The organism is Streptomyces sp. NPDC090025 (assembly GCF_044748125.1).
GTDB lineage: Bacteria > Actinomycetota > Actinomycetes > Streptomycetales > Streptomycetaceae > Streptomyces.
In genome coordinates this window covers 22605-48687 of sequence record NZ_JBIVFL010000016.1, presented here as the reverse complement: position 1 = coordinate 48687, position 26083 = coordinate 22605, and the positions used below count along the sequence as shown (strand labels likewise).

At 72.4% G+C, this 26083-nt stretch carries 24 protein-coding genes; 10 read left to right on the top strand and 14 right to left on the bottom strand.

Features of this window, described 5'->3' with window-relative positions; all coding sequences use genetic code 11:
- Positions 1-192 precede the first annotated feature (192 nt).
- Positions 193-2781, bottom strand: coding sequence for an aminopeptidase N (pepN, locus tag ACIPXM_RS29390; protein ID WP_401661576.1), 2589 nt, complete (start codon positions 2779-2781; stop codon positions 193-195).
- A 156-nt stretch (positions 2782-2937) separates the two neighbouring features.
- On the opposite strand from pepN, the gene ACIPXM_RS29385 reads away from it, so the two are divergent.
- A complete protein-coding gene (locus ACIPXM_RS29385; protein ID WP_401661573.1) occupies positions 2938-3573 on the top strand; it encodes a DsbA family protein in 636 nt (211 codons plus the stop codon).
- Between the two features lie 173 nt (positions 3574-3746).
- On the opposite strand, the gene ACIPXM_RS29380 is transcribed toward ACIPXM_RS29385, so the two are convergent.
- The 3 genes from ACIPXM_RS29380 to ACIPXM_RS29370 form a co-directional block, all read right to left on the bottom strand.
- Positions 3747-4391 (bottom strand): superoxide dismutase, encoded by a 645-nt coding sequence (locus ACIPXM_RS29380; protein WP_401661570.1) that lies wholly within the window; start codon positions 4389-4391, stop codon positions 3747-3749.
- Between the two features lie 196 nt (positions 4392-4587).
- On the bottom strand, positions 4588-6012 hold the full coding sequence (locus tag ACIPXM_RS29375) for an amino acid permease (RefSeq protein ID WP_401661567.1): 1425 nt from the start codon (positions 6010-6012) through the stop codon (positions 4588-4590).
- Positions 6013-6127: 115 nt separating this feature from the next.
- A complete protein-coding gene (locus ACIPXM_RS29370; protein ID WP_401661564.1) occupies positions 6128-7573 on the bottom strand; it encodes an amino acid permease in 1446 nt (481 codons plus the stop codon).
- A 275-nt stretch (positions 7574-7848) separates the two neighbouring features.
- Here ACIPXM_RS29370 and ACIPXM_RS29365 point away from each other — a divergent pair, with 275 nt between their 5' ends.
- The gene (locus ACIPXM_RS29365) at positions 7849-8451 is read left to right on the top strand and encodes a biotin transporter BioY (RefSeq protein WP_401661561.1); all 603 of its coding nucleotides are present in this window, start codon (positions 7849-7851) and stop codon (positions 8449-8451) included.
- 116 nt (positions 8452-8567) lie between these two features.
- On the opposite strand, the gene ACIPXM_RS29360 is transcribed toward ACIPXM_RS29365, so the two are convergent.
- Complete coding sequence (locus tag ACIPXM_RS29360; protein ID WP_401661559.1) at positions 8568-10037, bottom strand: amino acid permease; 1470 nt, start codon at positions 10035-10037, stop codon at positions 8568-8570.
- 206 nt (positions 10038-10243) lie between these two features.
- Here ACIPXM_RS29360 and ACIPXM_RS29355 point away from each other — a divergent pair, with 206 nt between their 5' ends.
- Complete coding sequence (locus ACIPXM_RS29355; protein WP_401661556.1) at positions 10244-10738, top strand: ribose-5-phosphate isomerase; 495 nt, start codon at positions 10244-10246, stop codon at positions 10736-10738.
- Positions 10738-11556 (top strand): Fpg/Nei family DNA glycosylase, encoded by an 819-nt coding sequence (locus ACIPXM_RS29350; RefSeq protein WP_401661553.1) that lies wholly within the window; start codon positions 10738-10740, stop codon positions 11554-11556. Before ACIPXM_RS29355 ends, ACIPXM_RS29350 begins: the two co-directional genes overlap by 1 nt.
- A gap of 91 nt (positions 11557-11647) precedes the next feature.
- On the opposite strand, the gene ACIPXM_RS29345 is transcribed toward ACIPXM_RS29350, so the two are convergent.
- Positions 11648-12877 (bottom strand): GNAT family N-acetyltransferase, encoded by a 1230-nt coding sequence (locus ACIPXM_RS29345; protein WP_401661551.1) that lies wholly within the window; start codon positions 12875-12877, stop codon positions 11648-11650.
- A 108-nt stretch (positions 12878-12985) separates the two neighbouring features.
- Here ACIPXM_RS29345 and ACIPXM_RS29340 point away from each other — a divergent pair, with 108 nt between their 5' ends.
- The 5 genes from ACIPXM_RS29340 to ACIPXM_RS29320 all read left to right on the top strand — a co-directional run bounded on the left by ACIPXM_RS29340 (position 12986) and on the right by ACIPXM_RS29320 (position 18436).
- Positions 12986-14131 carry a PP2C family protein-serine/threonine phosphatase gene (locus ACIPXM_RS29340; RefSeq protein WP_401661549.1) on the top strand — a complete coding sequence of 382 codons (1146 nt, stop codon included), beginning with the start codon at positions 12986-12988 and terminating at the stop codon, positions 14129-14131.
- A 153-nt stretch (positions 14132-14284) separates the two neighbouring features.
- Complete coding sequence (locus tag ACIPXM_RS29335) at positions 14285-15085, top strand: ABC transporter ATP-binding protein (protein WP_401661546.1); 801 nt, start codon at positions 14285-14287, stop codon at positions 15083-15085.
- The gene (locus ACIPXM_RS29330; protein WP_401661543.1) at positions 15085-17562 is read left to right on the top strand and encodes an FtsX-like permease family protein; all 2478 of its coding nucleotides are present in this window, start codon (positions 15085-15087) and stop codon (positions 17560-17562) included. The genes ACIPXM_RS29335 and ACIPXM_RS29330 overlap by 1 nt, the downstream gene beginning before the upstream one ends.
- A 37-nt stretch (positions 17563-17599) precedes the next feature.
- Positions 17600-18082 carry an HD domain-containing protein gene (locus ACIPXM_RS29325; RefSeq protein ID WP_401661540.1) on the top strand — a complete coding sequence of 161 codons (483 nt, stop codon included), beginning with the start codon at positions 17600-17602 and terminating at the stop codon, positions 18080-18082.
- A gap of 159 nt (positions 18083-18241) precedes the next feature.
- A complete protein-coding gene (locus tag ACIPXM_RS29320) occupies positions 18242-18436 on the top strand; it encodes a hypothetical protein (protein ID WP_401661537.1) in 195 nt (64 codons plus the stop codon).
- A 278-nt stretch (positions 18437-18714) separates the two neighbouring features.
- Here ACIPXM_RS29320 and ACIPXM_RS29315 read toward each other — a convergent pair whose 3' ends face one another.
- From ACIPXM_RS29315 to ACIPXM_RS29295, 5 genes are all read right to left on the bottom strand, one after another.
- Positions 18715-19056 carry a hypothetical protein gene (locus tag ACIPXM_RS29315; protein WP_401661534.1) on the bottom strand — a complete coding sequence of 114 codons (342 nt, stop codon included), beginning with the start codon at positions 19054-19056 and terminating at the stop codon, positions 18715-18717.
- A 555-nt stretch (positions 19057-19611) separates the two neighbouring features.
- The gene (locus ACIPXM_RS29310) at positions 19612-19779 is read right to left on the bottom strand and encodes a hypothetical protein (RefSeq protein ID WP_401661531.1); all 168 of its coding nucleotides are present in this window, start codon (positions 19777-19779) and stop codon (positions 19612-19614) included.
- A gap of 249 nt (positions 19780-20028) precedes the next feature.
- Entirely contained in the window at positions 20029-20634 is a 606-nt protein-coding gene (locus ACIPXM_RS29305; protein WP_401661529.1) for a peptidase, read from the bottom strand.
- The gene (locus ACIPXM_RS29300) at positions 20627-21619 is read right to left on the bottom strand and encodes a threonine/serine dehydratase (RefSeq protein WP_401661526.1); all 993 of its coding nucleotides are present in this window, start codon (positions 21617-21619) and stop codon (positions 20627-20629) included. The genes ACIPXM_RS29305 and ACIPXM_RS29300 overlap by 8 nt, the downstream gene beginning before the upstream one ends.
- The gene (locus ACIPXM_RS29295) at positions 21616-22566 is read right to left on the bottom strand and encodes a D-alanine--D-alanine ligase (RefSeq protein ID WP_401661523.1); all 951 of its coding nucleotides are present in this window, start codon (positions 22564-22566) and stop codon (positions 21616-21618) included. The genes ACIPXM_RS29300 and ACIPXM_RS29295 overlap by 4 nt, the downstream gene beginning before the upstream one ends.
- A gap of 119 nt (positions 22567-22685) precedes the next feature.
- On the opposite strand from ACIPXM_RS29295, the gene murF reads away from it, so the two are divergent.
- Positions 22686-24077: a UDP-N-acetylmuramoyl-tripeptide--D-alanyl-D-alanine ligase gene (gene murF / locus ACIPXM_RS29290; RefSeq protein ID WP_401661520.1), complete on the top strand. Its 1392-nt coding sequence runs from the start codon at positions 22686-22688 to the stop codon at positions 24075-24077.
- Between the two features lie 6 nt (positions 24078-24083).
- On the opposite strand, the gene murC is transcribed toward murF, so the two are convergent.
- The 3 genes from murC to ACIPXM_RS29275 form a co-directional block, all read right to left on the bottom strand.
- Positions 24084-25499 carry a UDP-N-acetylmuramate--L-alanine ligase gene (gene murC, locus ACIPXM_RS29285; RefSeq protein ID WP_401661517.1) on the bottom strand — a complete coding sequence of 472 codons (1416 nt, stop codon included), beginning with the start codon at positions 25497-25499 and terminating at the stop codon, positions 24084-24086.
- A gap of 128 nt (positions 25500-25627) precedes the next feature.
- Entirely contained in the window at positions 25628-25834 is a 207-nt protein-coding gene (locus ACIPXM_RS29280) for a hypothetical protein (protein ID WP_401661515.1), read from the bottom strand.
- Positions 25831-26004 carry a hypothetical protein gene (locus ACIPXM_RS29275; RefSeq protein ID WP_401661512.1) on the bottom strand — a complete coding sequence of 58 codons (174 nt, stop codon included), beginning with the start codon at positions 26002-26004 and terminating at the stop codon, positions 25831-25833. Before ACIPXM_RS29275 ends, ACIPXM_RS29280 begins: the two co-directional genes overlap by 4 nt.
- Between the last annotated feature and the right edge of the window lie 79 nt (positions 26005-26083).

Here is a 26083-nt window from a genome sequence, read left to right as displayed (position 1 = left end):
TTCCGCCGTCCGGAGCGGGATTAACCGCTGTTACACGTCCGTCGACATATGGGGACAACTCCGGGCTAAAGTACGCGCGTTCGACTGCCGATGTAGGGCGGCCCCCGGCCCCGGCGGAATTCCGCCGCGACCGGGGGCCGCCCCGCTGCCTTCCCACGCCCGTACGGGTACGGGCCCGGGTCCGGGTACGGGCTACGCCGACGCGGCCCGCCCGGCCCGCGCGTCGCACTCCTGCGCCCGCAGCGCCCGCGCCAGGTCGTCCCGCGCCTCCAGGACAAGGCGCCGCAGCGCCGGGGCCGCGTCCGCGTGCCCGGCCAGCCAGGCGTCGGTCGCGGCCAGCGTCTCCGGACGGTCCTGAAGACCCGGGAAGAGACCGCGCACCACGTCCATGCCGATCTGGATCGACCGGTCGGCCCACAGCTTCTCGATCGCCGCGAAGTACTTCTCCGCGTACGGCGCGATCAGCTCGCGCTGCGAGGGCCGCACGAAGCCCGCGATGGTCGCCTCCACCAGCGCGTTCGACAGCGCGTCGGACTCCACCACCTGCGCCCACGCCTGCGCCTTGACGGCGGCCGACGGCCGGGCCGCCAGGCAGCGCACCTGGTAGCGCTTGCCGGTCGCGGTGTCGTCCTGGGCCAGCTCCGCGCCGATCCGGGTCTCGTCCGCGCGGCCGTGGGTGGCCAGCGGCTCAAGGAACGCCCAGCGCAGCTCCCGGTCGACCACCAGGCCGTCGATCGCGGCCGAACCGTCGAGCAGCCCCTCCAGGAGCTGGAGGTCGGCGTCCGACGAGGCCACCGCGGCGAAGAAGCGCGCCCAGGTCAGCTGGTGCTCGCTGGCCGGCTCGGCGAGCCGCAGCTCGCGCAGCCCGCCCTCGGCGAGCAGCCGCCCGCCCTCGGCGCGGAACTCCGGCGCCGCGTAGTGGGTGATGGCGGTCTGGGCCCACGCGTGCACCATCTGGAGCACGCCGATCTCGGTCTCGCGGCCCGCGAAGTCGAGCGCCACCCGCACGAAGTCCCGGGCGGGCATCAGCCCGTCGCGGGTCAGGTGCCACAGCGCCGACCAGCACAGGGCGCGGGCCAGCGGGTCGGTGAGGTCGCCGAGGTGGGCCCGCAGGGTGGCGAGCGAACCCTCGTCGAAGCGCACCTTGGCGTAGGTGAGGTCGTCGTCGTTGACCAGGACCAGGTCGGGCCGCTCCTCGCCCGCGAGCTCGGCGACCACGGTGCGGGCGCCGGTGATGTCGGCCTCCACGCGCGCGTAGCGGGTGAGTTCACCGTCGGCCAGCCGGTACAGACCGACGGCCGCCCGGTGCGGACGCAGCTCGTCGCCCTCCTGGAGGACGGCGAGCTCGGTGATCCGGCCCTCGGCGTCACAGGTCACGACCGGGGTGAGGGTGTTCACGCCGGAGGTCTCCAGCCACGCCTTCGACCACGCCTTCATGTCCCGGCCCGAGGTCTCCGACAGCACGGCCAGCAGGTCGCCGAGGCGGGTGTTGCCGTAGGCGTGGCGCTTGAAGTAGCGGCGGGCGCCCTCCAGGAACGCCTCCCGGCCCGCGTACGCCACCAGCTGCTTCAGGACCGACGCGCCCTTGGCGTACGTGATGCCGTCGAAGTTCAGCTTGGCGTCCTCCAGGTCACGGATGTCGGCCGTGACCGGGTGGGTGGAGGGCAGCTGGTCGGCCCGGTACGCCCACATCTTGCGGCTGTTGGCGAAGGTCACCCAGCTGTTGTCGAAGCGGGTCGCCTCGGCGAGCGAGAACGAGCCCATGAAGTCCGCGAAGGACTCCTTCAGCCACAGGTCGTCCCACCAGGCCATGGTCACGAGGTCGCCGAACCACATGTGGGCCATCTCGTGCAGGATCGTGTTCGCCCGGCGCTCGTACGACGCCCGGGTCACCTTGCCGCGGTGGATGTACTCCTCGCGGAAGGTGACCAGGCCCGGGTTCTCCATCGCGCCGAGGTTGTACTCGGGCACGAACGCCTGGTCGTACTTCCCGAAGGGGTACGGGTAGTCGAAGTTGTCGTGGAAGAAGTCGAAGCCCTGCTTGGTGATCAGGAAGACGTCGTCCGCGTCGAAGTGCGGCGCGAGCGCCTTGCGGCACATCGCGCCGAGCGGGATCTCCAGCTCGCCGCCGTCGGCCAGCACGCGCGTGTACGAGTCGGTGACGTAGTGGTACGGGCCCGCCACCACACAGGTGATGTACGTGGAGATCGGCGCCGTCTCGGCGAACCGCCACACCCCTTCGGCGTCCCGCTCGCCCGCCCCGTTCGACCAGACCGTCCAGCCCTCGGGCGCGGTCACCGAGAAGCGGAACCGCGCCTTGAGGTCGGGCTGCTCGAAGTTCGCGTGGACCCGGCGGGCGTCGGCCGGCTCGTACTGCGTGTACAGGTAGACCTCGCCGTCCTCCGGGTCGACGAAGCGGTGCATGCCCTCGCCGGTGCGGCTGTAGGCGCACCGGGCGTCCACCACGAGCACGTTGTCGTCGGCGAGCCCGTCGAGCGCGATCCGGGTGCCGTCGAAGACGGTCTTCGGGTCGAGCGCGCGGCCGTTCAGGGTCACCGCGTCCACCGCGGGGGCCACCAGGTCGACGAACGTGGCGTCGCCGGTGCCGGTGCGGCGGAACCGGATCGTGGTCACCGAGCGGAAGGTGCGCACCCCGCCCACCTCGGCCTCCCCGGCCTCGCCGACCGCCGAGCGCAGGTCGAGCGCGACCTCGTAGCCGTCCACGGACAGCAGCTCGGCCCGCTCGCGGGCTTCGTCGCGGGACAGATTCTCTCCGGGCACGGGCACTCCTTCGTCACGCCGTCGGAAACAGCACCGATCCTCCCATGTGCCACTGTCACCGGGTGCCCGGGAATGCCACCAGGGCCCCAGGGCGTTGCCAGGGACGGCGCAACGCCTTACCGAGGCCATCTTCCGAGGCCCTTTCCGAGGAGTCACATGTCCGAGACCAGGACCACCGCCGAGTTCTACTTCGACCCCCTGTGCCCGTGGGCGTGGATGACCTCCCGCTGGATGCTGGAGGTGGAGAAGGTCCGTCCGGTCGACGTGACCTGGAAGGTGATGAGCCTCGCGGTCCTCAACGAGAACCGGATGGAGGAGCTCCCGGCCGAGTACCAGGAGATGATGCGGACCCAGGCGTGGGGCCCGGTGCGGGTGGTCGTCGCCGCCAAGGAGCTGCACGGCGAGGAGGTCGTCGGCAAGCTCTACACCGCGCTCGGCACCCGGATCCACAACGAGGGCATGGGCGTGAGCCGTGAGGCGATCGCCGGCGCGCTCGCCGAGGTCGGTCTGCCGGCCGAGCTGATCGAGTACGCCGACAAGGACACGTACGACACCGAGCTGCGCGCCTCCCACAAGGAGGGCATCGACAAGGTCGGCCAGGACGTCGGCACCCCGGTGATCGCGGTGCCCGGCGCCGACGGCGCGGAGGTCGCCTTCTTCGGCCCGGTCGTCACCCCGACCCCGCGCGGCGAGGACGCGGCCCGGCTGTGGGACGGCACCCTGCTGGTGGCGGCCACCCCCGGCTTCTTCGAGATCAAGCGCACCCGGACGGCGTCGCCCAGCTTCGAGTAGCCGCCTTCGGGCGCCGGTCCCGGTACCGGGACCGGCGCCCGGCATGGAAGAACCCCCGCGATTCATGTCATCGCGGGGGTTCTTCTTTCATCCGCCTGCCCGGTGAAGGTTGAGAAGACGATCACGAGCAGGAGCTGTGCGGACCGGCCGGGGCGCGGCCGGTCCGCGGCCCGTCAGAAGGAGATCAGCGGCACCGACGCCTTGGCGGCGTGGTAGCGCTTGCTGACGTCCTGCCAGTTGACGACCTGCCACATGGCCTCGATGAAGTCGACCTTCTGGTTCTTGTACTGCAGGTAGAAGGCGTGCTCCCAGGCGTCGAAGACCAGCACGGGCACCGAGCCCTGGCCGACGTTGCCCTGGTGGTCGTAGACCTGCTCGACGATCAGCCGGCCGCTGATCGGCTCGTACGCGAGGACGCCCCAGCCGGAGCCCTGGGTGGTCGCGGACGCCTTGGTCAGCTGCGCCTTGAACTTGGCGAAGGAGCCGAAGGACTCGGTGATCGCGTCGGCGAGCTCGCCCACCCCGTCGGCGGCCAGCGGCTCACCGCCGCCACCGTCCTTCGGGCTGTTCATGTTGTTCCAGTAGATGGAGTGCAGGATGTGACCGGAGAGGTGGAACGCCAGGTTCTTCTCCAGGCCGTTGATGGCCCCCCACTGGTCCTTGTCCCGCGCCTCCTCCAGCTGCTCCAGGGTGTCGTTCGCACCCTTCACGTACGCGGCGTGGTGCTTGTCGTGGTGCAGCTCGATGATCTGCGGATTGATCACCGGCTCCAGCGCCGCGTAGTCGTACGGCAGCTCCGGAAGTGTGTAGATCGCCATGGTGTGCCGAGCCCTTCGACTGACTGCTTATTGCAACCTATATGCAGGTGCAGGCTAACAGTAGGTGCACGTGATGTTGATCAGCCCTTGGCCCTAGGTCGCTGGAACGGGCCCCGCGCCCGGGCCCGCCCGGCGACGCGAAGGGCCCCGCACGAGCGGCTTGCTCGTACGGGGCCCTTCGCGTGTTCGGAGGGACTCAGGCGGACTCCGCCGCCCGGTTCCGCCGTGCGCGCTGGAGGCCGTAGCCGACCGCCGCGAGCACCAGGGTCAGCGCGCCCGTCGAGTAGAGCTGGATCCGGGTCTCCTCCTCGCGGGCCATCAGGACGAAGACCGTGGCCATCCCGGCCAGCGCCACCCAGGTCAGCACCGGGAACGCCCACATCCGCACGACCAGCGTCTCGGGCGCCTCGCGCTCGGTGCGGCGGCGCAGCACCAGCTGGGAGGCGGCGATGAAGAACCAGACGACGAGGATGATCGCGCCGATGGTGTTGAGCAGCCAGGTGAACGCCTTGTCCGGCGACCAGTAGCTGAGCAGCACACAGCCGAAGCCGACCGCCGAGGAGATCAGCACCGCCGGGCGCGGCACCCCGCCGAAGGTCCGGCCGAGGGCCTTCGGGCCCTGGTCTCGGGCGATCAGCGAGCAGGCCATCCGGGAGGCGCCGTAGATGTTGGCGTTCATCGCCGAGAGCAGGGCGATCAGGACGACCACGTTCATGATCTGTCCGGCGGCCGGGATACCCAGGTGGTCGAGGGTGGCGACGTACGGGCCCTTCTCGACGACCGTCTTGTCGTCCCACGGCACCAGCGTGACGATGACCGCCATCGAGCCGATGTAGAAGAGCGCGATCCGCCACATCGCGGTGCGGACCGCCTTGGCCACGCCCCGCACCGGGTGCTCGGACTCGGCCGCGGCGATGGTGACGGTCTCCAGACCGCCGTACGCGAAGACCGAGGCCAGCAGGCCGACGATCAGGCCCTCCGAGCCGTGCGGGAAGAAGCCGCCGTCGCCGGTCAGATTGGCGGTGCCGGGCGCGTCGGTGCCGGGCAGGGCGCCGACGATGGCGAGCACGCCGATGCCGAGGAAGAGCACGATCGCGCCCACCTTCAGGGCGGCGAACCAGAACTCGAACTCGCCGAAGTTCTTCACGGCCGCCAGGTTGGCGCCGCAGAACAGCAGCATGAACAGCGCCACCCAGGCCCACGCCGGGGTGCCGGGGAACCAGCCGACCATGATGTTCGCGGCGCCGATGCCCTCCAGGCCGACGGCCACGCACAGCAGGAACCAGAAGGCCCAGCCCGCGGTGAAACCGGCCCACGGGCCGAACGCCCGCTCGGCGTGCACCGAGAAGGAGCCGGAGGCCGGGTTGGCGGCCGACATCTCGCCGAGCATCCGCATCACCAGCATGACGAGCACGCCGGAGATCGTGTACGCGACGACGATGGAGGGTCCGGCGGCGGCGATACCGGCGCCGGAGCCGACGAAGAGCCCGGCGCCGATGACACCGCCGAGGGCGATCATCGACAGATGACGCTGCTTCAGTCCGTGGCCGAGGCCCCCGGGGCCGGGGTGGGCGGCGCCGTCCTCGCGGTCGGCCGGCGCGGGCGCGGTGGTCCGAGACATGGGCACACCTGTTCATGGAGTGAGACGGGGAGGTGCCCCACAGTCTGTGGGGCCGTACCGCTCACAGGGAACGGATGTCCGCTATACGGGCACGACCTTCACACAAGGTGAAGATTCAGTTCCGGATCGTGCGCCCGGTGTGCGGACCGTCCCCGCCGCCGCCCGGACCGTTGCCGCCCGGCTCGCCGCCGCCCCGGCGGGCCCGCAGCTCCCGCAGCCCCGCCACCGCCAGGACCACCGCCGTCGCCCCCGCCGACCACAGCAGCTGCGGCCGGGCGGAGTCGTCGAACAGCATCAGCACGAACACCACCGCCATCGCGCCGAGCGCCGTCCAGGTCAGCCACGGGAAGCCCCACATCCGCAGGGTCAGCGCCTCGGGCCTCTCCCGCTCGATCCGGCGCCGCAGCCGCAGCTGCGACACCGCGATCAGCGCCCACACGAAGAGCAGCACCGCGCCGACCGCGTTCAGCATGTAGAGGAAGACCGAATCCGGCCACTTCAGATTGAGCAGCACCGACACGAAGCCGAACGCCACCGACGCCAGCACCGCACGCCGCGGCACCCCGCCGCCCGACACCTTCAGCAGCCCGCGCGGCGCCTCACCGCGCTCGGCCAGCGAGAACACCATCCGGGACGAGCCGTACAGGTTGGCGTTCAGCGCCGAGAGCAGCGCCACGAACACCACGATGTTCATGATCTGCCCGGCCCCGGGCACCCCGATCGAGTCGAGCACCGCCACGTACGGCGACTCGCCCGGCTCCATCGACGTCCACGGCAGCAGGGTCACGATCACCAGCATCGAACCCACGTAGAAGAAGAGGATCCGCCACACCGCGCTGCGCACCGCGCGGGCCACATTGCGCGCCGGGTCGTCCGACTCGGCCGCCGCGATCGTCACGACCTCGAGGCCGCCGAACGCGAACACCACCGCGAGCACCCCGGACACCACGCCCGACCAGCCGTTCGGCAGGAAACCGCCCTGACCGGTGAGGTTGGTGAGACCGATCGGATCGGTGTCCGGCAGCCAGCCGACGATCGCCAGCGTGCCGAGCACCAGGAACAGCGTGATCGCGCCGACCTTCAGGGCCGCGAACCAGAACTCGAACTCACCGAAGTTCTTCACCGCCGCCAGGTTGGTCACGGTGAACACCACCATGAAGATCAGCACCCAGCCCCACTGCGGGACCCCCGGCACCCACCCGTTGGCGATCCGGGCCGCGCCGGTCGCCTCCACCGCGAGCACCACCACCAGCAGGAACCAGTACAGCCAGCCCACCGAGAAGCCCGCCCAGCGGCCCAGCGCCCGCTCCGCGTGCACCGAGAACGCGCCCGACGCAGGCATCGCCGCCGACATCTCGCCCAGCATCCGCATGACCAGCATCGCGAGCGCGCCCGCGATCAGATACGAGACGACGATCCCGGGACCGGCGACGGCGATGCCCGCCCCCGAGCCGACGAACAGGCCCGCGCCGATCACGCCGCCGAGCCCCAGCATCGTGAGATGACGCTGCTTCAGACCATGGGAGAGGGGCTCGGGTTCCGGAGCCAGGGAGTCGCGCATGTGGGGGCTCGTGCTCTCAGGGGATACGAAGACGTTTATGGAGACCCCACAGTGTCCCCGTTTCCGGTCTCCCGACGCAAAACGGACCTCTCGCCGCGAGTGGCCAGTGACAAGCGTCACGTGGCGCCCGACGGGATCACCGCCCTTTGTGCGGTCTCCACGAAGGGCTCAACCTCCGCTTTGTGGGCGGCTGATGGTGATCACCCGTACGCCCCTGGCATACGGTCGACGCTGTCCCACCGTCCCCACCCCTCCTCTCCCCGGAGCAGCCACCGATGAGCACCGCCGCCGCCCCCCTCTCCTCCCTCCGGTCCGGCCGCCCCGGCGTGGTCCTCGCCGACCTCGTCCCGGCCAGCCGCGCCCGCGACCTCGTGCTCGTCGTCGGCGGCGCCGCGCTCACCGGCCTGGCCGCCCAGCTGACCGTGCCGGTCCCCGGCTCCCCGGTCCCGGTCTCCGGCCAGACCTTCGCCGCGCTGCTCGTCGGCACCGCCCTCGGCGCCCGCCGCGGCTTCCTCTCCCTCGGCCTGTACGCCGTGGCCGGGATGGCGGGGCTGCCCTGGTTCGCCGAAGGCGCGTCCGGCTGGTCGATGGCCTCGTTCGGCTACATCCTCGGCATGCTGCTCGCCGCGACCGTGGTCGGCGGCCTCGCCCGGCGCGGCGCCGACCGCTCCGTGCTGCGGATGGCGGGCACGATGGTGCTGGGCTCCGCGATCATCTACGCGGTGGGCGTGCCGTACCTGGCCCTCGCCACCGGCATGAGCCTCGGCCAGGCCGTCGCCGCGGGCCTCACCCCGTTCCTCATCGGCGACGCCCTGAAGGCGGTCCTCGCGATGGGCGCGCTGCCCGCCTCCTGGAAGTTCCTCGGCCGCAAGGGCTGACGGCTCCGCACGCACCGACGGCGAAAAACGACGAAAGGCTCTCCGCACCCGGGACGACCGGGGTGCGGAGAGCCTTTTTTCGCGTCCGCCCGACGGCTACCGCCGGGCCGGGTGGATCAGTGCCGCTCCAGCTCAAGCTCCGGGCCCGCGCTCTTGCGCAGCCGGTCCTTCACCAGGCCGACCGCGAGCACGAGGGCCGCGACGAGCAGCGAGAGCACGACCTGCTCACGGTTGCTGCCGCCGTCGTAGACCATGTAGCCGAGCACGAAGGTGATCATGGCGATGGTGGCCCAGGTCAGGTACGGGAACAGCCACATCCGCACCACGAGCTTGTCCGGCGTCTCGCGCAGGATGATGCCGCGCATCCGCAGCTGGGTCACGCAGATGACCAGCCACACGAAGAGGGCGACGGCGCCGGAGGAGTTCAGCAGGAACGCGAAGACGGTGTCGGGCCACTTGTAGTTGAAGAAGACCGCGACGAAGCCGAAGGCGACCGAGGCGAGGATCGCCGGGGTCGGCACCCCGCGGCCGTTGGTGCGGGCGAACGCCTTGGGCGCGTCACCGCGCTGGCCGAGCGAGAACGCCATCCGGGACGCGGTGTAGAGGCCCGAGTTCAGGCAGGAGAGCACGGCGGTCAGCACGATCACGTTCATGACCTGCCCGGCGTGCGGGATGCCGATCGAGTCGAGGGCGGCGACGTACGAGCCCTTCTCGGTGATCGCCTTGTCGTTCCACGGCAGCAGGGTCAGGACCACGAAGATCGAGCCCAGGTAGAAGACGCCGATCCGCCAGATCACGCTGTTGGTGGCCTTGGTGACGGCCCGCTGCGGGTCCTCCGACTCACCGGCCGCCAGGGTGACGATCTCGGAGCCCATGAAGGAGAACACGACCATCAGCACACCGGTGAGGATCGCCCCCGCGCCCATCGGGAAGAAGCCCCCGGCGTCGGTGAGGTGCGCGAAGCCCGCGCCCGGGTTGTCCGAGCCCGGCAGCACACCGAACACGGCGAGCAGCCCGACCACCACGAACGCGCCGATGGCGACGACCTTGATGCCCGCGAACCAGAACTCGAACTCGCCGTACGAGGAGACCGAGGCCAGGTTGGTGGCGGTGAGCACCACCATCACGATCAGCGCCCAGCCCCACTGCGGGACGGCCGGGATCCAGCTCTCCAGGATCTTGGCGCCGGCCGTCGCCTCGACGGCGAGCACCACCACCCAGAAGAACCAGTACAGCCAGCCGATGGTGAAACCGGCCCAGCGGCCGAGCGCCTGGTCGGCGTAGGCCGAGAAGGAGCCGGAGGAGGGGCGGGCCGCGGCCATCTCGCCGAGCATCCGCATCACGAAGACGACCATGGCGCCGACGAGCGCGTAGGACAGCAGGATCGCGGGGCCCGCGGCGGCGATGCCGGAACCGGAACCGACGAACAGACCGGCGCCGATGACACCGCCGATGGCGATCATCGACAGATGGCGGTTCTTCAGTCCGGCCTTCAGGCCGCCGTTGTCGCCGGGAGCGGACGAGCCGGAGCCGCCGGGGTCACCGGAGACCTCGCCTTCCTTTGCCAGGGTCGGCTGCGTGTTCATGAACGCTTCCTTAGGTGTGGGGGTGGCCCGGGTCACGAGCCCGTGACATGTAACCCGCAGACCGCCGGGTACGGGAAGACTTGAATCCGGATCGTGATTCAGGACATAAGACCCGGAGGACCCGGGACCTTGGTCCCGAACCGGTGGTCCGAGGGTCCCGACCCCGCTGACGGCTACCCGGCATCGGCCGTGCCACACTCGGAACCATGCGCGTCTACCTCGGCTCCGACCATGCCGGCTACGAACTCAAGAACCACCTCGTCGAGTGGCTGAAGGCCCACGGCCACGAGCCCGTCGACTGCGGTCCCCACATCTACGACGCCCAGGACGACTACCCGCCGTTCTGCCTGCGCGCCGCCGAGCGGACCGCCGCCGACCCGGAGGCCCTCGGCATCGTCATCGGCGGCTCCGGCAACGGCGAGCAGATCGCCGCCAACAAGGTCAAGGGCGTCCGTGCCGCCCTCGCCTGGAGCGAGCAGACCGCCGCCCTCGGCCGCGAGCACAACAACGCCAACGTCGTCTCCGTCGGCGCCCGCATGCACAGCCAGGAAGAGGCGACCAAGTTCGTCGAGATCTTCCTCGCCACCCCCTACTCGGGCGACGCGCGGCACACCCGCCGCATCGAGATGCTCGCCGCGTACGAGACCACCGGCGAGCTCCCGGCGATCCCGGCCCACCACCCGCAGGAGCCGGCCGTCTGATGCCCGAAGGGCACACCATCCACCGACTGGCCGCCGACTACCGGGAACGGTTCGGCGGCCGGCCGGTCCGGGTCACCAGCCCGCAGGGCAAGTTCACCGACTCGGCCGCCCTGCTCGACGGCACCGTCCTTCAGACCACCGAGGCGCACGGCAAACACCTCTTCCTCGGCTTCCCCGGCGAGGAATGGGTCCACATCCACCTCGGCCTCTTCGGCAAGGTCGGCTTCGGCGCCACCACCGACGGCACCCCGCCGCCGCCCACCGACACCGTGCGGCTGCGGCTCGCCAACCCCGAGTCGTACGTCGACCTGCGCGGCCCCACCACCTGCGCGCTCGTCACGGACGCCGAGAAGCAGGCGATACACGACCGGCTCGGCCCCGACCCGCTGCGCCCCGCCGACGACCCCGCGCGCGCGTGGCGGCGGATCTCCGCCTCCCGCACCACCGTCGCCGCCCTCCTCATGGACCAGAAGATCGTCGCGGGCGTCGGCAACGTCTACCGCGCCGAGGTCCTCTTCCGCCACGGCATCGACCCGTACCGCACCGGGCGTGAGCTCACCGAGCGGGAATGGGACGCGATCTGGCGGGACCTGGTGGGGCTGATGCGCGAGGGCGTCCGCCTCAACCGCATCGACACCGTCCGCCCCGAACACACCCCCGAGGCCATGGGCCGCCCGCCGCGCGTCGACGACCACGGCGGCGAGGTCTACGTCTACCGCCGGGCCCACCAGCCCTGCCACATCTGCGGCACCGAGATCCGCACCGCGGACCTCGCGAACCGCAACCTGTTCTGGTGCCCGGGCTGCCAGACCCGCTGAAGCCGGTACGGAGCGGCGCCCGGCCCCGTACCGGACCCGGGCCCGGGCCCGGCCCCGTACCGCATCCGCCCGGGCCCCGCCACCGCCCCGCTCAGAACCCGTGCGGCAGCCACGGCGCGACCGGCGAACCGAACGCCACCGACGCCTCCGTCAGCGCGCCCTCACGCAGCTCCCGCACCCGCCCCGCCGCCGCGAGCGACAGCAGCGACACACCGCCCAGATAGGCCGCGCCCAGCTCCCGCACCGAAAGCGCCACGTCCGCCGCGTCCTCGGTGCGCACGCACCGCGCGCCCTTGGTGTCGCCGGTCAGCCGCCAACGCCCCTCGTTCCAGGGGCAGAACGGGTCCGCGACCTCGAACACCACGTCCACCGGCGTCTGGTACGCGCGGGCCGCGAGCGCCTCGCCCACCTCCACGAGCCGCACGAACAGGCCGTCCCGCGCGGTCGGTTCACAGCGCCGCACGTCCGACACCAGATGCTGCCAGGCGTCGTCCACCGGACGGCTGTTCACCTTCACCCGGACCGTCAGGTCCACCGAGCACAGGTACCGCCAGAGCGCCGCCTCCGCCGCCGGGTCGAGACCGGCGAGCCGGACCACGTTCACCGTGCCGTCCGGGCCCGCGGCCGTCCACTCCGGCTTCACCGAGTACAACGCGTAGCCGACCACCCGGCCGTCCCGCTCCGCCAGTACCGCGCGACGCGGCGACGCGCCCTCCCGCTCGCCCGGCGGATCGATCAGGTCCACCCGCTCCCAGCCGGGACGCCGCTCCAGCATCCCCGGCCGCGAGCCGACCAGTGCCGCGTACACCTCCTCGATCGCGCCGAGCGCCGCCTCCGGCGTCGCCGTGCGCAGCCGCACCGCGTCCGTGCCGTCCGGCACCGCGAGCCGCACCCGGGCCGTGTCGATCGTGGCCCGCACGGTGTGCGTCGCGAGGCCGTAGCCGAACCGGCCGTAGATCTCCGGCTCCGAGGCCGTCAGGACCGCCAGCGGCTCGCCCCAGCTCCGCACGTCCGCCAGCTGCCGCCGCATCATCGACGTGAGCACCCCGCGCCGCCGGTGCGTCCCGGCCACGCTCACCATCGTCACCCCGGCCGCCGGGACCACGTTCCCGCCCGGCACGGTCAGCCGGAACGTGAACGCGCCCGCCGTACCGACCCAGCGGTCCTCGTCCCACGCGCCGAGGAAACGCCCCGGCTCGGTCAGGGCCCGCCACAGCTCGCGCTCCTCGTCGGCCTCCGCCACACCACCGAACGCGAGCTCCAGGACCGCGTACCAGTCGTCCCATTCCGCCAGGTCCAGATCCCGCAGTCGAGTCGTCATGAGCCATCGATATCAGCGGCCCCGCACCCGACGCGACCCGATTTCGTATGCCATGTCACCCGGGTCCCCCCTGCACGAGCTCCGTTCGGGTGGATAGGGTCCAGGCCAATGGCACGTCGCGGAGCGGTGGACTCGTACGCGGCCCGGATGCGCAAGCGCGCCCACCGGGCCCGCGTCGCGCTGCGCCGCAGCGGCGTCGACTACTTCCGCGGCGACGGCTCCGACTGGCTCGCCCTCGCCGGACTCCTCCTCACCGTCCCCGCCATCGCCTGCGGCACCCTGCTCAACCCGGTCTGGTGCGCCCCGGTCGCGCTCGTCCTGCCGATCGTCGCGGGCGGCCTGCTGCTGCGGCCCGCCAGCCTGCTCGGCCTGTACGCCACGGCCGCGGGCGCCCTCATCGTCGAGTCCGTCGTGCTCGGCCCGTACACCGAGGGCCCCGCCCGGGTCACCCCCGGCACCGTCCTCGTGGTCGCCGCCTGCGGCCTGTTCGGCCTGCTCATCGCCCAGTTCCGGGCCCGCGTCGGAGTGCCCTGGCGGCGCGGCGGCACCATGCTCTTCGACCTGCGCGAACGCATCCGGGTGCAGAGCGCGCTGCCCCGGCTGCCGGCCGGCTGGCACCGCGAGATGGCGCTGCGCCCGGCCGGCGGCCAGTCCTTCTCCGGCGACTTCGTGGTCGCCGCCCGCACCCACGGCGGCCGCACCCTGGAGGTCGTCCTCACCGACGTCTCCGGTAAGGGCATGGACGCCGGATCCCGCGCGCTGCTGCTCTCCGGCGCCTTCGGCGGCCTGCTCGGCTCGCTGCCCCCGCACGGCTTCCTGCCCGCCGCCAACGGCTATCTGCTCCGCCAGGACTGGGACGAGGGCTTCGCCACCTCCATCCACCTGGTGCTCGACCTGGAGTCCGGCGACTACGAACTCCTCTCCGCCGGACACCCGCCCGCCCTCCAGCTGCACGCGGGCACCGGCCGCTGGGAGGAGAAGGCCGCCGAGGGCCCGCTGCTCGGCGTCTACGACGGCGCCGACTTCCACGCCGTCAAGGGCTCGCTGCGGCCCGGCGACGTCCTGATGCTGTTCACCGACGGCCTCGTCGAGAGCGCCGAACGGGACATCGCCGAAGGCATCGACCGGCTCACCGGCGAGGCCGACCGCTATGTGACGGCCGGTTTCGAGGGCGCCGCCTGGCACCTCATCGAGGCATGCGCCAAGGACGTCAACGACGACCGGGCGCTGCTCCTCATCAGCCGCAAGGGCTAGGCCATCACCGTGGGGTGGGGCTGTCCCCACCCCGGGCGGTCCTGGCAAACCCCACCCAAGATCCACCGGCCTCCGTCATCGCCCCCGACCTGCCCCGATCCATAGGTTCGAGACGACGCTTCCGCTCGTCGCCGACCTCTGGAGGAACCCGCCATGGCAGCCGTCGAACTCACCGGGGTGACCCGCACCTACGGCAAGGGTGCCGGGACCGTGCACGCCCTGCGCGGCATCGACCTCAGCCTCCCGCGCGGCAGCTTCACCGCCGTCATGGGCCCCTCGGGATCCGGCAAGTCGACCTTCCTGCAGTGCGCCGCCGGACTCGACCGCCCCACCGCCGGATCCGTCCGGCTCGGCGGCACCGAGATCACCAAGCTCCGCGAGAACAAGCTCACCGAGCTGCGCCGGGCCCGCCTCGGCTTCGTCTTCCAGGCGTTCAACCTGCTGCCCTCGCTGACCGTCGAGCAGAACGTGCTGCTCCCGCTGCGGCTCGCCGGCCGCCGCCCGGACCGCCGCCGGGCCGCCGAGGTGCTCGGCCAGGTCGGCCTCGGCGACAAGGCCGGCCGCCGCCCCGCCGAGCTGTCCGGCGGCCAGCAGCAGCGGGTCGCCATCGCCCGGGCGCTGATCACCGAACCCGACGTGATCTTCGCCGACGAACCGACCGGCGCCCTCGACACCACCACCGCCGCCGACGTCCTCGCGCTGCTGCGCGGCGCCGTCGACCGGCTCGGCGCCACCGTCGTCATGGTCACCCACGACCCGGTCGCCGCCGCCCACGCCGACCACGTGCTGTTCCTCGCCGCCGGGCGGCTCGCGGACACCCTGCCGCGCAGCACCCCGCAGCGGATCGCCGCCCGGATGGCCGACCTCACCCACCCGGCCGCCCGCACCGCCACCGCCCCGCTGTCCGCCGCCGCGCCGCACACCACCGCCCCGCTCGCCGGAGTGACCGCCTGATGTCCCTGCTCCGCCCCAACGGGCTCGCCCGCTCGGCCGTCCGCTTCAAGCCGGCCTCCTTCGTCGGCACCTTCGTCGCGCTGCTGCTCGCCGCCGCCATCGCCTCCGGCTGCGGACTGCTCCTGCAGACCGGCATCACCGCCTCCCTCGCCCCCGACCGCTACGCCGGTGCCCCGGTCGTCGCCGCCGCCGACCAGGAGGTGCACACCACCGTCAAGCGCGGCGAGGACACCGAGACCGAGTCCGCCGCCCTGCCCGGCCGGGCCAGGCTCGACGCCGCCCTGGTCGCCCGCGCCGCCACGGCCCAGGGCGCCGCCCGGGCGGTCGGCGACGTCAGCTACCCGGTCGGCACCCCCTGGGGCGGCTCCCTGACCGCCGCGGGCTGGGGCTCCAGCGCCTTCACCGCCGTCCGTACGAGCACGGGCACCGCCCCCGCCACCGGCCAGGCCGTCGTCGGCGACCCCCGCGCGCGCGTGGGGGAGCGGATCACCCTCGCCACCCCCGCGGGACCCCGCACCCTCACCGTCTCCGGCACCACCACGACCCCCGGTGTCTGGCTCACCGACGCCGAGGCCCTCGCGCTCTCCGGGCACCCGCGCCAGGTCGACGCCATCGCCGTGCTGCCCGCCCCCGGCACCACGCCCGCCGCCCTCGCCGCCGAGGTCACCCGGGTGCTGCACGCGGGGCAGGCCGACGGCGCGGCCAAGGACCGGATCCTGGTCCACACGGGCGACGACCGGGCCCGCGCCGAGGGCGCCGCACTGCCCGCCGCCAAGGAACTCCTCATCGCCCTCGGCGGCTCCTTCGGCGGCACCGCGACCCTCGTCGCCGTCTTCACCGCCGCCGGCACCGTCGCGCTCTCCGTCGGCCAGCGCTCCCGCGAGTTCGCCCTGCTGCGCGCCATCGGCGCCACCCCGCGCCAGATCCGCCGCTCCATCGCCACCGAGGCCCTGCTGCTCGCCCCGCTCGCCGGAGCCCTCGGCTGCCTGCCCGGCCTGGCCCTCGCCCACTGGTGGTTCGGCCAGCTCCGCGACCGCGGCGCCGTCCCCCAGGGCATCACCCTCGACACCGGCCCCCTGCCGTTCGCCATCGCGGTCGCCGTCGTCGCCGTCACCGCGCTCGCCGCCGGACTCGCCGCCGCCCGCCGCCCCGCCCGGATCCCGCCGGGCAGCGCGCTCGCCGAGGCCCAGGTGGAACGCCGCGCCGTCGGCCCGGTCCGCGCCGTGCTCGGAGTCGTCGCCGTCGCGGGCGGCATCGTGCTCGCCGGGATCGCCGCCGGGGAGTCCGGCGAGGACGCCGCCAACGCCGCACTCGGCGTGGTCATGCTCTTCATGCTGGCCGTCGCCCTGCTCGGCCCGCTGATCGCCCGGCTCTGCGCCACCCTGGCCGCCGGGCCGCTGCGCGCCGCCGCCGCCCCGGGACACCTGGCCGCCGCCAACTCCCGGACCAACGCCCGCCGCCTCGCCTCCGCGCTCACCCCGATCGTGCTCGCCCTGTCCTTCGCCTCCACCCTGGTCTTCCTGCACACCAGCGTCGACCGGGCCACCGAGCACCAGCAGCGCGCCGGAGTGACCGCCGACCACGTCGTCACCGCGCCGGCCGGCGCCGGACTGCCCACCGGCGCTCTCGCCCGCGCCGCCGCCACCCCCGGCGTCACCGCCGCCGTCGCCGTCCAGCACACCGGCGTCCTCCTCCCCGACGACCTCACCGGCTACCGGAGCGCCACCGCGCAGGGCGTCTCCGCCGACCCCCGCCCCGTGCTCGACCTCGACGTCCGCACCGGCTCGCTCGCCGCGCTGCGCCCCGGCACGGTCGCCGTCGACGCCAACCTCGCCGACGCCGCCGACGTCCGCACGGGGGACCGGCTGCCGCTGCTGCTGCCCGACGGCACCCTCGTACGCCCCCAGGTGATCGCCACCTACGGGCGCGGCCTCGGCCTCGGCGAGGTCACCCTGCCCGCCGCCGACCTGGCCGGCCACGCGGCGACGCCGTACGCCGACGAGCTCCTGGTACGCGGCGGCCGGGCCGCCGACCTCACCGCGCTCGGCGCGGTCACCGACGCGGCGGGCCGGGCGGCCGGACAGAGCTCCGAACGCGCCCTCAACGCCTGGGCCAACACCACCATGGCCGCCGTCCTCGGCGGATTCGCGGCGGTCGCCGCCGCCAACACCCTGGTGATGACCGTCCTCGACCGCCGCCGCGAACTGCGCACCCTGCGCCTGATCGGCACCACCCGCCGCCAGGTCCTGCGGATGATCCGCTGGGAGGCCCTCCTCGTCACCCTCGCGGGTATCGCGCTCGGCAGCCTGGTCGCCCTGCTCACCCTGGTCCCGATGACCCGCGGCATCACCGGCGAGAACCCGTACGTCCCCCCGCTGGTGTACGGCTCCTTCGTCGCGGCCGTCCTGCTCCTCGGCCACGCCGCGACCACCCTCCCGGCCCGCGCCGCCCTCCGCCGCAAGACCGCCGCCCTCTAGACCGCCGCCCTCTAGACCGCCGTCTAGGCTCCCGGCCATGACCGAGCCCCGTACGCCCGAGACCCCCGCCCCCGACCTCACCCTCGCCGAGATCGAGGCCCTCGCCGTCGCCGCCCACGCCGGGCAGACCGACAAGGCGGGCCGCCCGTACGCGGAACACCTGCGGGCGGTGGCGGAGGGGGTACGGGCCCGGGGCGGCAGCGAGGAGCAGATCGCCGCAGGCTGGCTGCACGACGCCGTCGAGGACGACGCCCTGTCCGAAACCTGGCTTGCGGACGCGGCCCTGCCCCCGGCGGTCAAGGCGATGGTCCGGGCCCTCACCAAACGCCCCGGCGAACCCGTCGAGGACTACACCGCCCGGATCCTCGCCACCCCCGGCGCCCTCCTGGTCAAGCGCGCCGACCTCGCCCACAACGCCGACCCGGCCCGGCTCGCCGTCCTCGACCCGGCCACCCGCGACCGGCTGACCGCCAAGTACGCGCGCGCACGGGCCCTGTTGGGGCTCCCGGAAGCGGAATGATCAAGGCGATATTCGTCACGTCGGCTCGATTTCACCGGCGACGATTCGTCACCCGCCCCTACGGGGCAGGAAGTTGGTGGCACGATAGATGCGGCGGGGGTGTTCTGTGATGTGCGCTCCCCGGCGGCAAGGTGGGACCGACCGAGGGTGTGATCAGTTGTGGCCATTTCACTGTCCATGGTGCTGCTGTTGGCGATCATCCTGGTGGTGCTGATCCGCGGCGGAAACCTCAAGGGCGGCCCTGCCGTCGTCGCGGTGCTCTTCGGCTTCTTCCTCGCCTCCACGGGCATGGCCGACGACATCCAGCGCTTCCTGGACTCCATAACCCAGACGATCAGCTCCATAAAGTTCTGAACGTTCTGAGCGCACGACCGGGCGCACGAGCCAGGCGCACGGGCCGGGCGTACGACAGAGGCCCCGCGGACGATGTCCGCGGGGCCTCTGTCGTATGGAGCGGGCGACGGGAATCGAACCCGCGTAGCTAGTTTGGAAGGCTCCCCATCGGGGATTCGGCCGGTGGTCGGCTGACCTGGTTTGTGGCCTGCTGACCTGCAACAACGTACCAGCGGGCCGAGCTGATCGCGACCGTTCGAGCCCTTTGGTGACCGCTGATGACCGGTCGTTATCCCGCGTTATCCTGCGCTATCCCGCGCGGAGTCAGCTTCCCAGGGGAGTGGCGGAGGGGTGCCGAGAGGGGTCACCACCTCGGGATTCTTCAGTTCTTCAAGCCACTCGGTCAGTGCGTCGATCCCGCCAGCGGGGCGGTCGGCAGTCGTCGGCGTGAGCCGCAGTTCCTTGAGGATGTCCATCAGGCATCTGGCCAGCCGGGACACGTTCAGTGCGTCGCCCTCCGCCGCAGCGACGTCGACGCTCCGGCCGGTGACCAGAGCCAGCGCGTCGAGCGGCCTGAAACGAGGGTCCGCCTTGTCACCCTGGCGTACGGCGCGCAGAGCCTCTCCGACGCGACGCTCCACGCGCCCGGGGGCACGCCGGGGGCTGGCCCCCTGGTCGGTTCGTGAGCGCTTAGTAGCCGCCATGCTTCCGATTTTCCCTGGTCAGGGGATTTTGGGCACCTGATGGAGTGAAAACTCCTGATTGTCGGGGAGGGAGAACAGGGGGCGCGGGGTGTCCCTGAGGTCGTCCTGCCCAAAAAAGCTGGAGGGTTGCCGTCCGATCCTCCGAGTTAATGCCAGCTCGCGTTAGGCGCGTTGAACTTGCCGCGCCTCGCCGTAGCCCACCAGCCGAGCGACGACGGCGGGGTGTGGCGACCTACTCGCGACCCAGGCCGCACGGCGAGCACGCGCCCCTCAGGTTTTCGGGGCGGCCGCCGTCGCCACGCTTCCTCGGGACGATGCCGTCGACCGTGTCGGTCGCACCGGTCTCGGCTGTGGCAGGGGTTCTCACCGGGACCTTCACCGGACGACGATGAGCACCAACGCAATGGCGAACACGCAGCGCAGCGCGTAGAGCTGGAGGCGTTCGCACTCGTCAGTAGTCGCGGGGTGGGTGGTTGGCGAAACCCGAAGCCCTCACTGCCGTGCTGCCCACAGCCGATAGGTGCAGTGCTGCCCGTGGCGCTGCTCGGCGACGTCGGCGGTGTACCGCTCCGCGAGGGTCGGGAAGGCCAAGACGATGACCACGGCCCCAGGGGGCGACACGCTCATGGTCATGACGAGGGTGGCTGCTCCAGAGTCCATGACCCTGAGCGGCAGGCTGCGCTGAGAGAGGCCCCAGGGTTACCCGACGGCCTTAGCTTAGGGAGCCAACGCCGCCGTCCACGAGCGCGTACGGGGCCGTCAGGGGCCCGGACGGGGTTACCCGGAGCCATTCTTCCCACCCGGCGGCGCTACCGACCCTCGAAGCCGGAGCGCTGCTTCCACTCGCTTCAGTGAACGCACGGCGCCCGGCTCTCAGCACAACCGAGCCGGGCGCCGTGTGCGTGGAGGTCACCCCCGCGCGATGACGATTCCTCGACCGGCGTAGAAGCCGTCGAAGGTGGCTACGGGCAGTTCCGCACTCTGGGCGTCCTCGGTGTGGCCCGAAGGGTTGCGGAAGGCGAGGGTGCCGTCGTTGTGGCCGGTGACGAGGACCAGGTGGCCGCCCTGCCCCGGTGCGGGACGATCGGGGCGCCGGATCTCCTTGTGGACCGACACGATCGCCTGGTGGCCCTCGTCGAGGAGTTCGACGAGGTGCCCCGTGGGAAGCACCGGGTGGACCCGGGCGGCGAGCCCGTGGACCTCTTGGGCGTAGGTGACGGCGGGGGCGTAGATCAGACCCCGGATCTTCCCGCCTTGGTCGGTGTAGGCGCCGTAGCGGAGGGCGCCGTCCCGCAGGGCGAACAGACTGGGCGCGTGCCCGTCGCGGTGGTGGAGGGCCATGCGCAGGCAGGCCATGCCGCACAGGTGCCCGCACCAGCGCGCGTAGTCCTCCCGGTCGGGCGCTCCCGACTCGTGCCAGCGCGGGTCGTCGGCCGGGTCGTGGCCGTCGTACACGATGGAGGCGATGAGGTCGGGGCTCGCGTACTGCGTGGTGGTGGGGAACGGGTCAGGCACGGGCGGGTTCCTTCCGCTGGGGCGTGGCGGTGATCAGACGGTGGAAGGTGGGGAGGTCCACACCCCCGCCGGAGATCACCACGCCGATCGTGCCGGATTCGTGGGGGACGAGCCCGGAGAGGATCGCGGCCAGCGCGCACGCTCCGCTCGGCTCGACCACCAACTTGAGGTGGCGGAACGCGAAGGCCATGGCGGCTGTGATGTCCCGGTCGGTGACCGTCACCACGCCGTCGAGGAGCCGGGAATTCACCGCCCACGTGAGCGGCGCGGGGCAGCTGTGTCCGAGACCGTCGGCGATCGTGACCGGCGGCTCGGGCAAGGCGATGCGCTGTCCGCACCGCAGGGACAGCAGGGTGTCGGCGCCTCCCTCGGGCTCGACCCCGTACACCCGGATGCCGGGGGAGACGTGCTTGGCGATGACCGCGCTCCCCGCCGCGAGCCCTCCGCCGCCGACGGGTACGACCAGGGTCTCGATCTCGGGATGGTCGGCGAGCAGCTCCAGAGCGGCTGTTCCGGCCCCGGCCATGATGCGGCGCGAGTTCGCGGAGGGGACCACGGCCAGGCCCTCGCGGTCGGCCCGCTCGGCGACCAGGCCATCCCGGTCGTCGATGCCCCGCCGGTACGTGACGACCTTCCCGCCGAGCGCGCGTACGCCCTCCAACTTGGGGACCGGTGCGTCGTCCGGGATGACGACGGTGGCGGGCACTTCCAGGAGCCGGCCCGCGAGGGCGAGAGCCTGGGCGTGGTTTCCCGAGGATGCGCCGATCAGGCCGTTCGCCCGCTCGCGGGCCGTGAGGGAGGCGGCATGGTGGTAGGCCCCGCGGAACTTGAATGAGCCGGTGCGCTGGAGGTTCTCGGCCTTGCAGACCACTGGCCATCCGGCTGCCTGGTCGAGGGAGAGCGCGGTCAGGGCGGGGGTGCGCGTGGCCACCGGTTCCAGCCTCGCCGCCGCTTCCTCGATGTCGCGCGCGTCGAGCCCGGTCACGGCCGGTATCCGCTGCGCTCGGCGGTGGCGAGGATCGTCCGTACGAGCGTGTCGTAGTCGATCCCGGCGGCCTCGGCCATTGTCGCCAGGTTCCCGGTACGGGACAGGCCGGGCAGGGTGTTGACCTCCAGCCATACCACCGTGCCGTCGGCGTCCACCATGAAGTCGGAGCGGGAGTAGCCGGTGCACCCGAGCGCCCGGTGAGCCGTGAGCGTGGCCGCCGCGATCTGCGCGGTGACCTCGGCGGGCAGCTCGGCCGGGCACCGGTAGCGGTGCAGGTTCTTGTCCCGCTTGGTGGTGTAGTCGTAGAACTCGGCCTCGGTCGGCAGCGTCTCAAGCACGGGCAGGGCCCTGGGGCCGCCGTCGACGTCCAGAACGGCGGCGGTGACGGCCGTACCGGTGATGAACGGCTCGACCAGCCAGGCGCCACCCCGGTCGATGCCCGCGACCGTCTCGACGAGTTCCCCGATCTCGTGGCACACGGTCATGCCGACCGAGCCGCCTTCCGACTGGGGCTTGAGGATGACGGGGAAGGCGATGGCGTCCGCGATGGCCTTGGCCACGGTGTCGGACGCTCCCTGGGCAGGGATCAGGGCCTGGGGGAGGACGGGGACACCAGCGGCGGAGACGACGTTCTTGGCCATGGTCTTGTTCATGCCGATCGCCGACGCCATGACGCCCGATCCGGTGTACGGCACGCCGAGCGTCTCCAGGAGCCCCTGGAGCTTCCCGTCCTCGGCGTACTGACCGGCGATGGCCAGGAACGCCACATCGGCGGTGTGGACACGGGCGATGAAGTCGGGGGCCGAGGCGTCGAGGAACCGCGTGTCGTAGCCCTGGCGCTCCAGGGAGGCCAGGACGGTGTTCCCGGACAACAGGGAGCGGTCCCGCTCGGCGGAGTGTCCGCCGGAGACGACGGCGACGAGGCCGGGCTTCTGCTGATGCACGATCTACTCCACTTCGGTGGTGACAACCGGATCTGGGGCGGGTGAGGCGCTAGCGTCGGAGGCGTGCCTCCCGGGGGCGGTCGGACGCGCCCTGGGCAAGATCTGAGACGGAGCCGCCGGTGATCCCCCTCACGCTGGAAGAAATCGCAGCCCTCACCGGAGGCCGGCTGAGCGACGTGGCCGACCCCTCCGCCGTGGTGTCGGCCCCGGCGGCGAGCGACTCGCGTGAGGTCGAGCCGGGCGGTCTGTTCGTCGCGCTGCCCGGTGAGCACGCGGACGGTCACGACTTCGCCGAACGCGCGGTCAAGGCGGGAGCGGTCGCGGTGCTGGCCGCGCGCCCGGTCGGCGTCCCGGCCGTGGTCGTCGACGACGTCCTGGACGCGCTCGCGGCCCTTGCGCGCGAGCTCCTCGCGCGCATCCCCGGCCACACCGTGGTCGGGCTGACCGGCTCGGCCGGGAAGACCTCGACCAAGGACCTGATCGCGCAGGTGCTGCCCGAGCTCGGTCCGACGACCGCCACCCTGCGGTCCTTCAACGGCGAGATCGGGATGCCCCTGGCCATCAGCCACGCGGACGCCGCCGCCCGGTACCTCGTCCTGGAGATGGGCGCCCGGAGGATCGGACACATCGCCCACCTGACGACGATCGCCCGCCCGGCGGTCGGTCTGGTCCTCAACGTCGGCACCGCGCACGTGGGCGAGTTCGGCGGGCGGGACGCCATCGCGCGGGCGAAGGGGGAACTCGTCGAGGCGCTGCCCGCCGACGGCCTGGCCGTCCTCAACGCCGACGATCCGTTGGTGGCCGCCATGGCTCCCCGTACCCAGGCACGCGTTCTTACCTTCGGCACCGCCGCCAGTGCCGACGTCCGAGCCGAGGACATCCGGCTCGACCCCTTCGGCCGCCCTTCGTTCACGCTCCTCGCGGACGGCATCTCGGCCCCCGTCACCCTGGACCTGCACGGCGAGCACCACGTCTCCAACGCGCTCGCGGCGGCGGCGGTGGCCATCGGGCTCGGGATGGACGTGGGCAAGACGGCAGCCGCGCTCAGCTGCGCCGTGCTGCTCACCCCCGGCCGGATGCAGGTCACCGAGCGCCCGGACGGCGTGGTGGTCATCAACGACGCGTTCAACGCGAACCCCGATTCGATGCGTGCGGCCTTGCGGGCCCTGGCGGCGATGGCCGAAGGGCATCGCACGGTCGCGGTACTGGGCGAGATGCGGGAACTGGGCGAGGACTCCCGGGACGGCCACGCCGAGGTAGGACGGATGGCGGCCGAAAGCGGCGCGGCCGTACTCATCGCGGTCGGCCGGGAAGAAGCTGACGTTCTGGCCGACGCTGCTCACGCCGCCAACCCGGCCCTGGAGGTGCTCCGAGCGGCCGACCGCGACGACGCCCTTGCCGTGTTGCGGGGCCTGATCAGGCCCGGAGACGTGGTGCTCGTGAAGGGCTCCCACAGTGTCGGGCTCGAAGAGACGGCCGAGCGCCTCGCCGAGCCCGACACCGTCGTCTAGCCCTCCCTACGCGGTGACGACGCCCGCGCGGGTGCGCGCGAGGATCACCGTCCCCAGCGCGGTCACGTCACCCGTGCCCATGGTGAGTACCAGATCACCGGGGCCCGTGAGGGAGGCCACGACGTCGGCGGCCTGCTCGTGGCCGTGCACGCGGTGCAGCCGGCCGCCGTGCTCGACGACCGCCTTCTCCAGCCCCTCGGTGGTCATGCCGCTGAAGGGCGGCGTCACCGTCGAGTGGACGTCCAGGAGCACGACCTCGTCGGCGACGGCCAGAGCCCGGCCCAGGTCCGGCCCCTGCGCCATCGTGCGCGTCCACCCGCACGGCTGGAACGCCACGATCAGCCGCTCCGACGTCAACGCCCGCCCGGCGGCCAAGTCCGCCTCGATCGCGCGCGCGTGGTGGGCGAAGGAGTCCCGCACGATCACACCGGACGCCTCGCCGACCATGCTCATGCGCCGCTGAATCCCCTGGAAGCGCCCGAGACCGTCGGCGAGCTCGCTCGCGTCCACCCCCAGCACGCGACCGGCCACGAACGCGGCGGCGGCGTTGAGCGCCATCTCCCCGCCCGGCACGCGCACCGTGAACGAGGTGGTCGCGCCGTCCGGCTCCCGGACCACCACGCGGCTGCGGGCGGCCTGCTGCTCGATCGCCACGACGCGGAAGTCCGCACCCTCGGACTCTCCGACCGTCGTCACGTCCACGCAGGACGAACGGACCCGCTCCACCAGGGCGCGGGTGCCCTCGTCGTCGGCGGAGGCCACCAAGTGGCGGCTGCCCCGCGCGAACGTCTCGAACACGCCGAGGACGTCGTCACGGTCGACGTATGTCTCCGGGTGGTCGTCGTCCACGTTCAGCACCACCGCCACGTCCGGCCGGTACGCGGCGATGCTCCGGTCGCTCTCATCGCCCTCGGCGACGAACACGCCCCCGCTCCCGTGAGCGGCGTTCACGCCGCCGATCAGCGCGCCGCCACCGGCCCACGACGGGGAGAGGCTGCGGAGCGCCGTGGCGAGCATCGCCGTCGTGGACGACTTGCCGTGCGTACCGCCGACGACCACCGACCGGTGCGCCTCGCTGAGGAGCTGGGCGAGGACGTGACTGCGGTGCACCACGGGGACACCCGCCGCTCGGGCGGCGACCAGCTCGGGGGTGTCCTGCTCGACGCCGCTCGACCACACGACCACGCTCGGGTCGTCGACGTGGGCGGCGTCGTGCCCGAGGTGGACGTGGCAGCCGACGGCGGCCAGGGCGCGGGTGACGTCCGTCGTACGGATGTCCGAGCCGCTGACGTGGGCGCCGCGCCGCACCAGCAGGTGCGCGAGGGCGGACATGCCCGCGCCGCCGATGGCGACGAGGTGCGGACGGCTCAGGTCGATGCCGCCGACGTACGCCGGGATGTGGATGTTCCGGGTTTCACACATGACGGTCACTCCTTCTTGATCGTGAAGGTGCGATTGCGGGCGCCGGGGCTCTTGGGGAGGACCCCGGCGCCGTTCTCCCGTACGCGCCGGCTCCGTGGGCCGGGCGCGGACGGAAACCTGTGGGTGGTTCAGCGGACGATCTGGACGTTGTCCGCATGGGTCGTCCACTCGACGCCGGACGCCGGGCGGATATGGGCGACGCGGACCGTCCGGCCGCCGTCGTGGAGTTCGTGGGTGACGGCCGTCAGCACGCCCTGCCCGCTCGACGCGATGTCGCGCACCGGTTTGTTCAGGAGCGGATGGTCCTCGTACCCGTCAGGACCGACGCCGTTCACGTCTCGCCCTCCTGCCGGGTGGTGATCTCCACACGCCGCATGAACTTGACCCAGCCATGGGCCGCCCGCATACGCAGAGCCCGGCTCGGCGCGCCCGGCGGGGGCTCGGACTGCGACAACGTACGGCCGTTGGCGTCGGGGTTCCGGCGGTGCGGTTCGGGGGTCGTCACGCGGTCGCTCCTCTCGTGCGGGGCGGCGGTAGTGGGCCGCATTTCGAGACACGATGCGGTCCGCCGCCTTGGGGGAGCC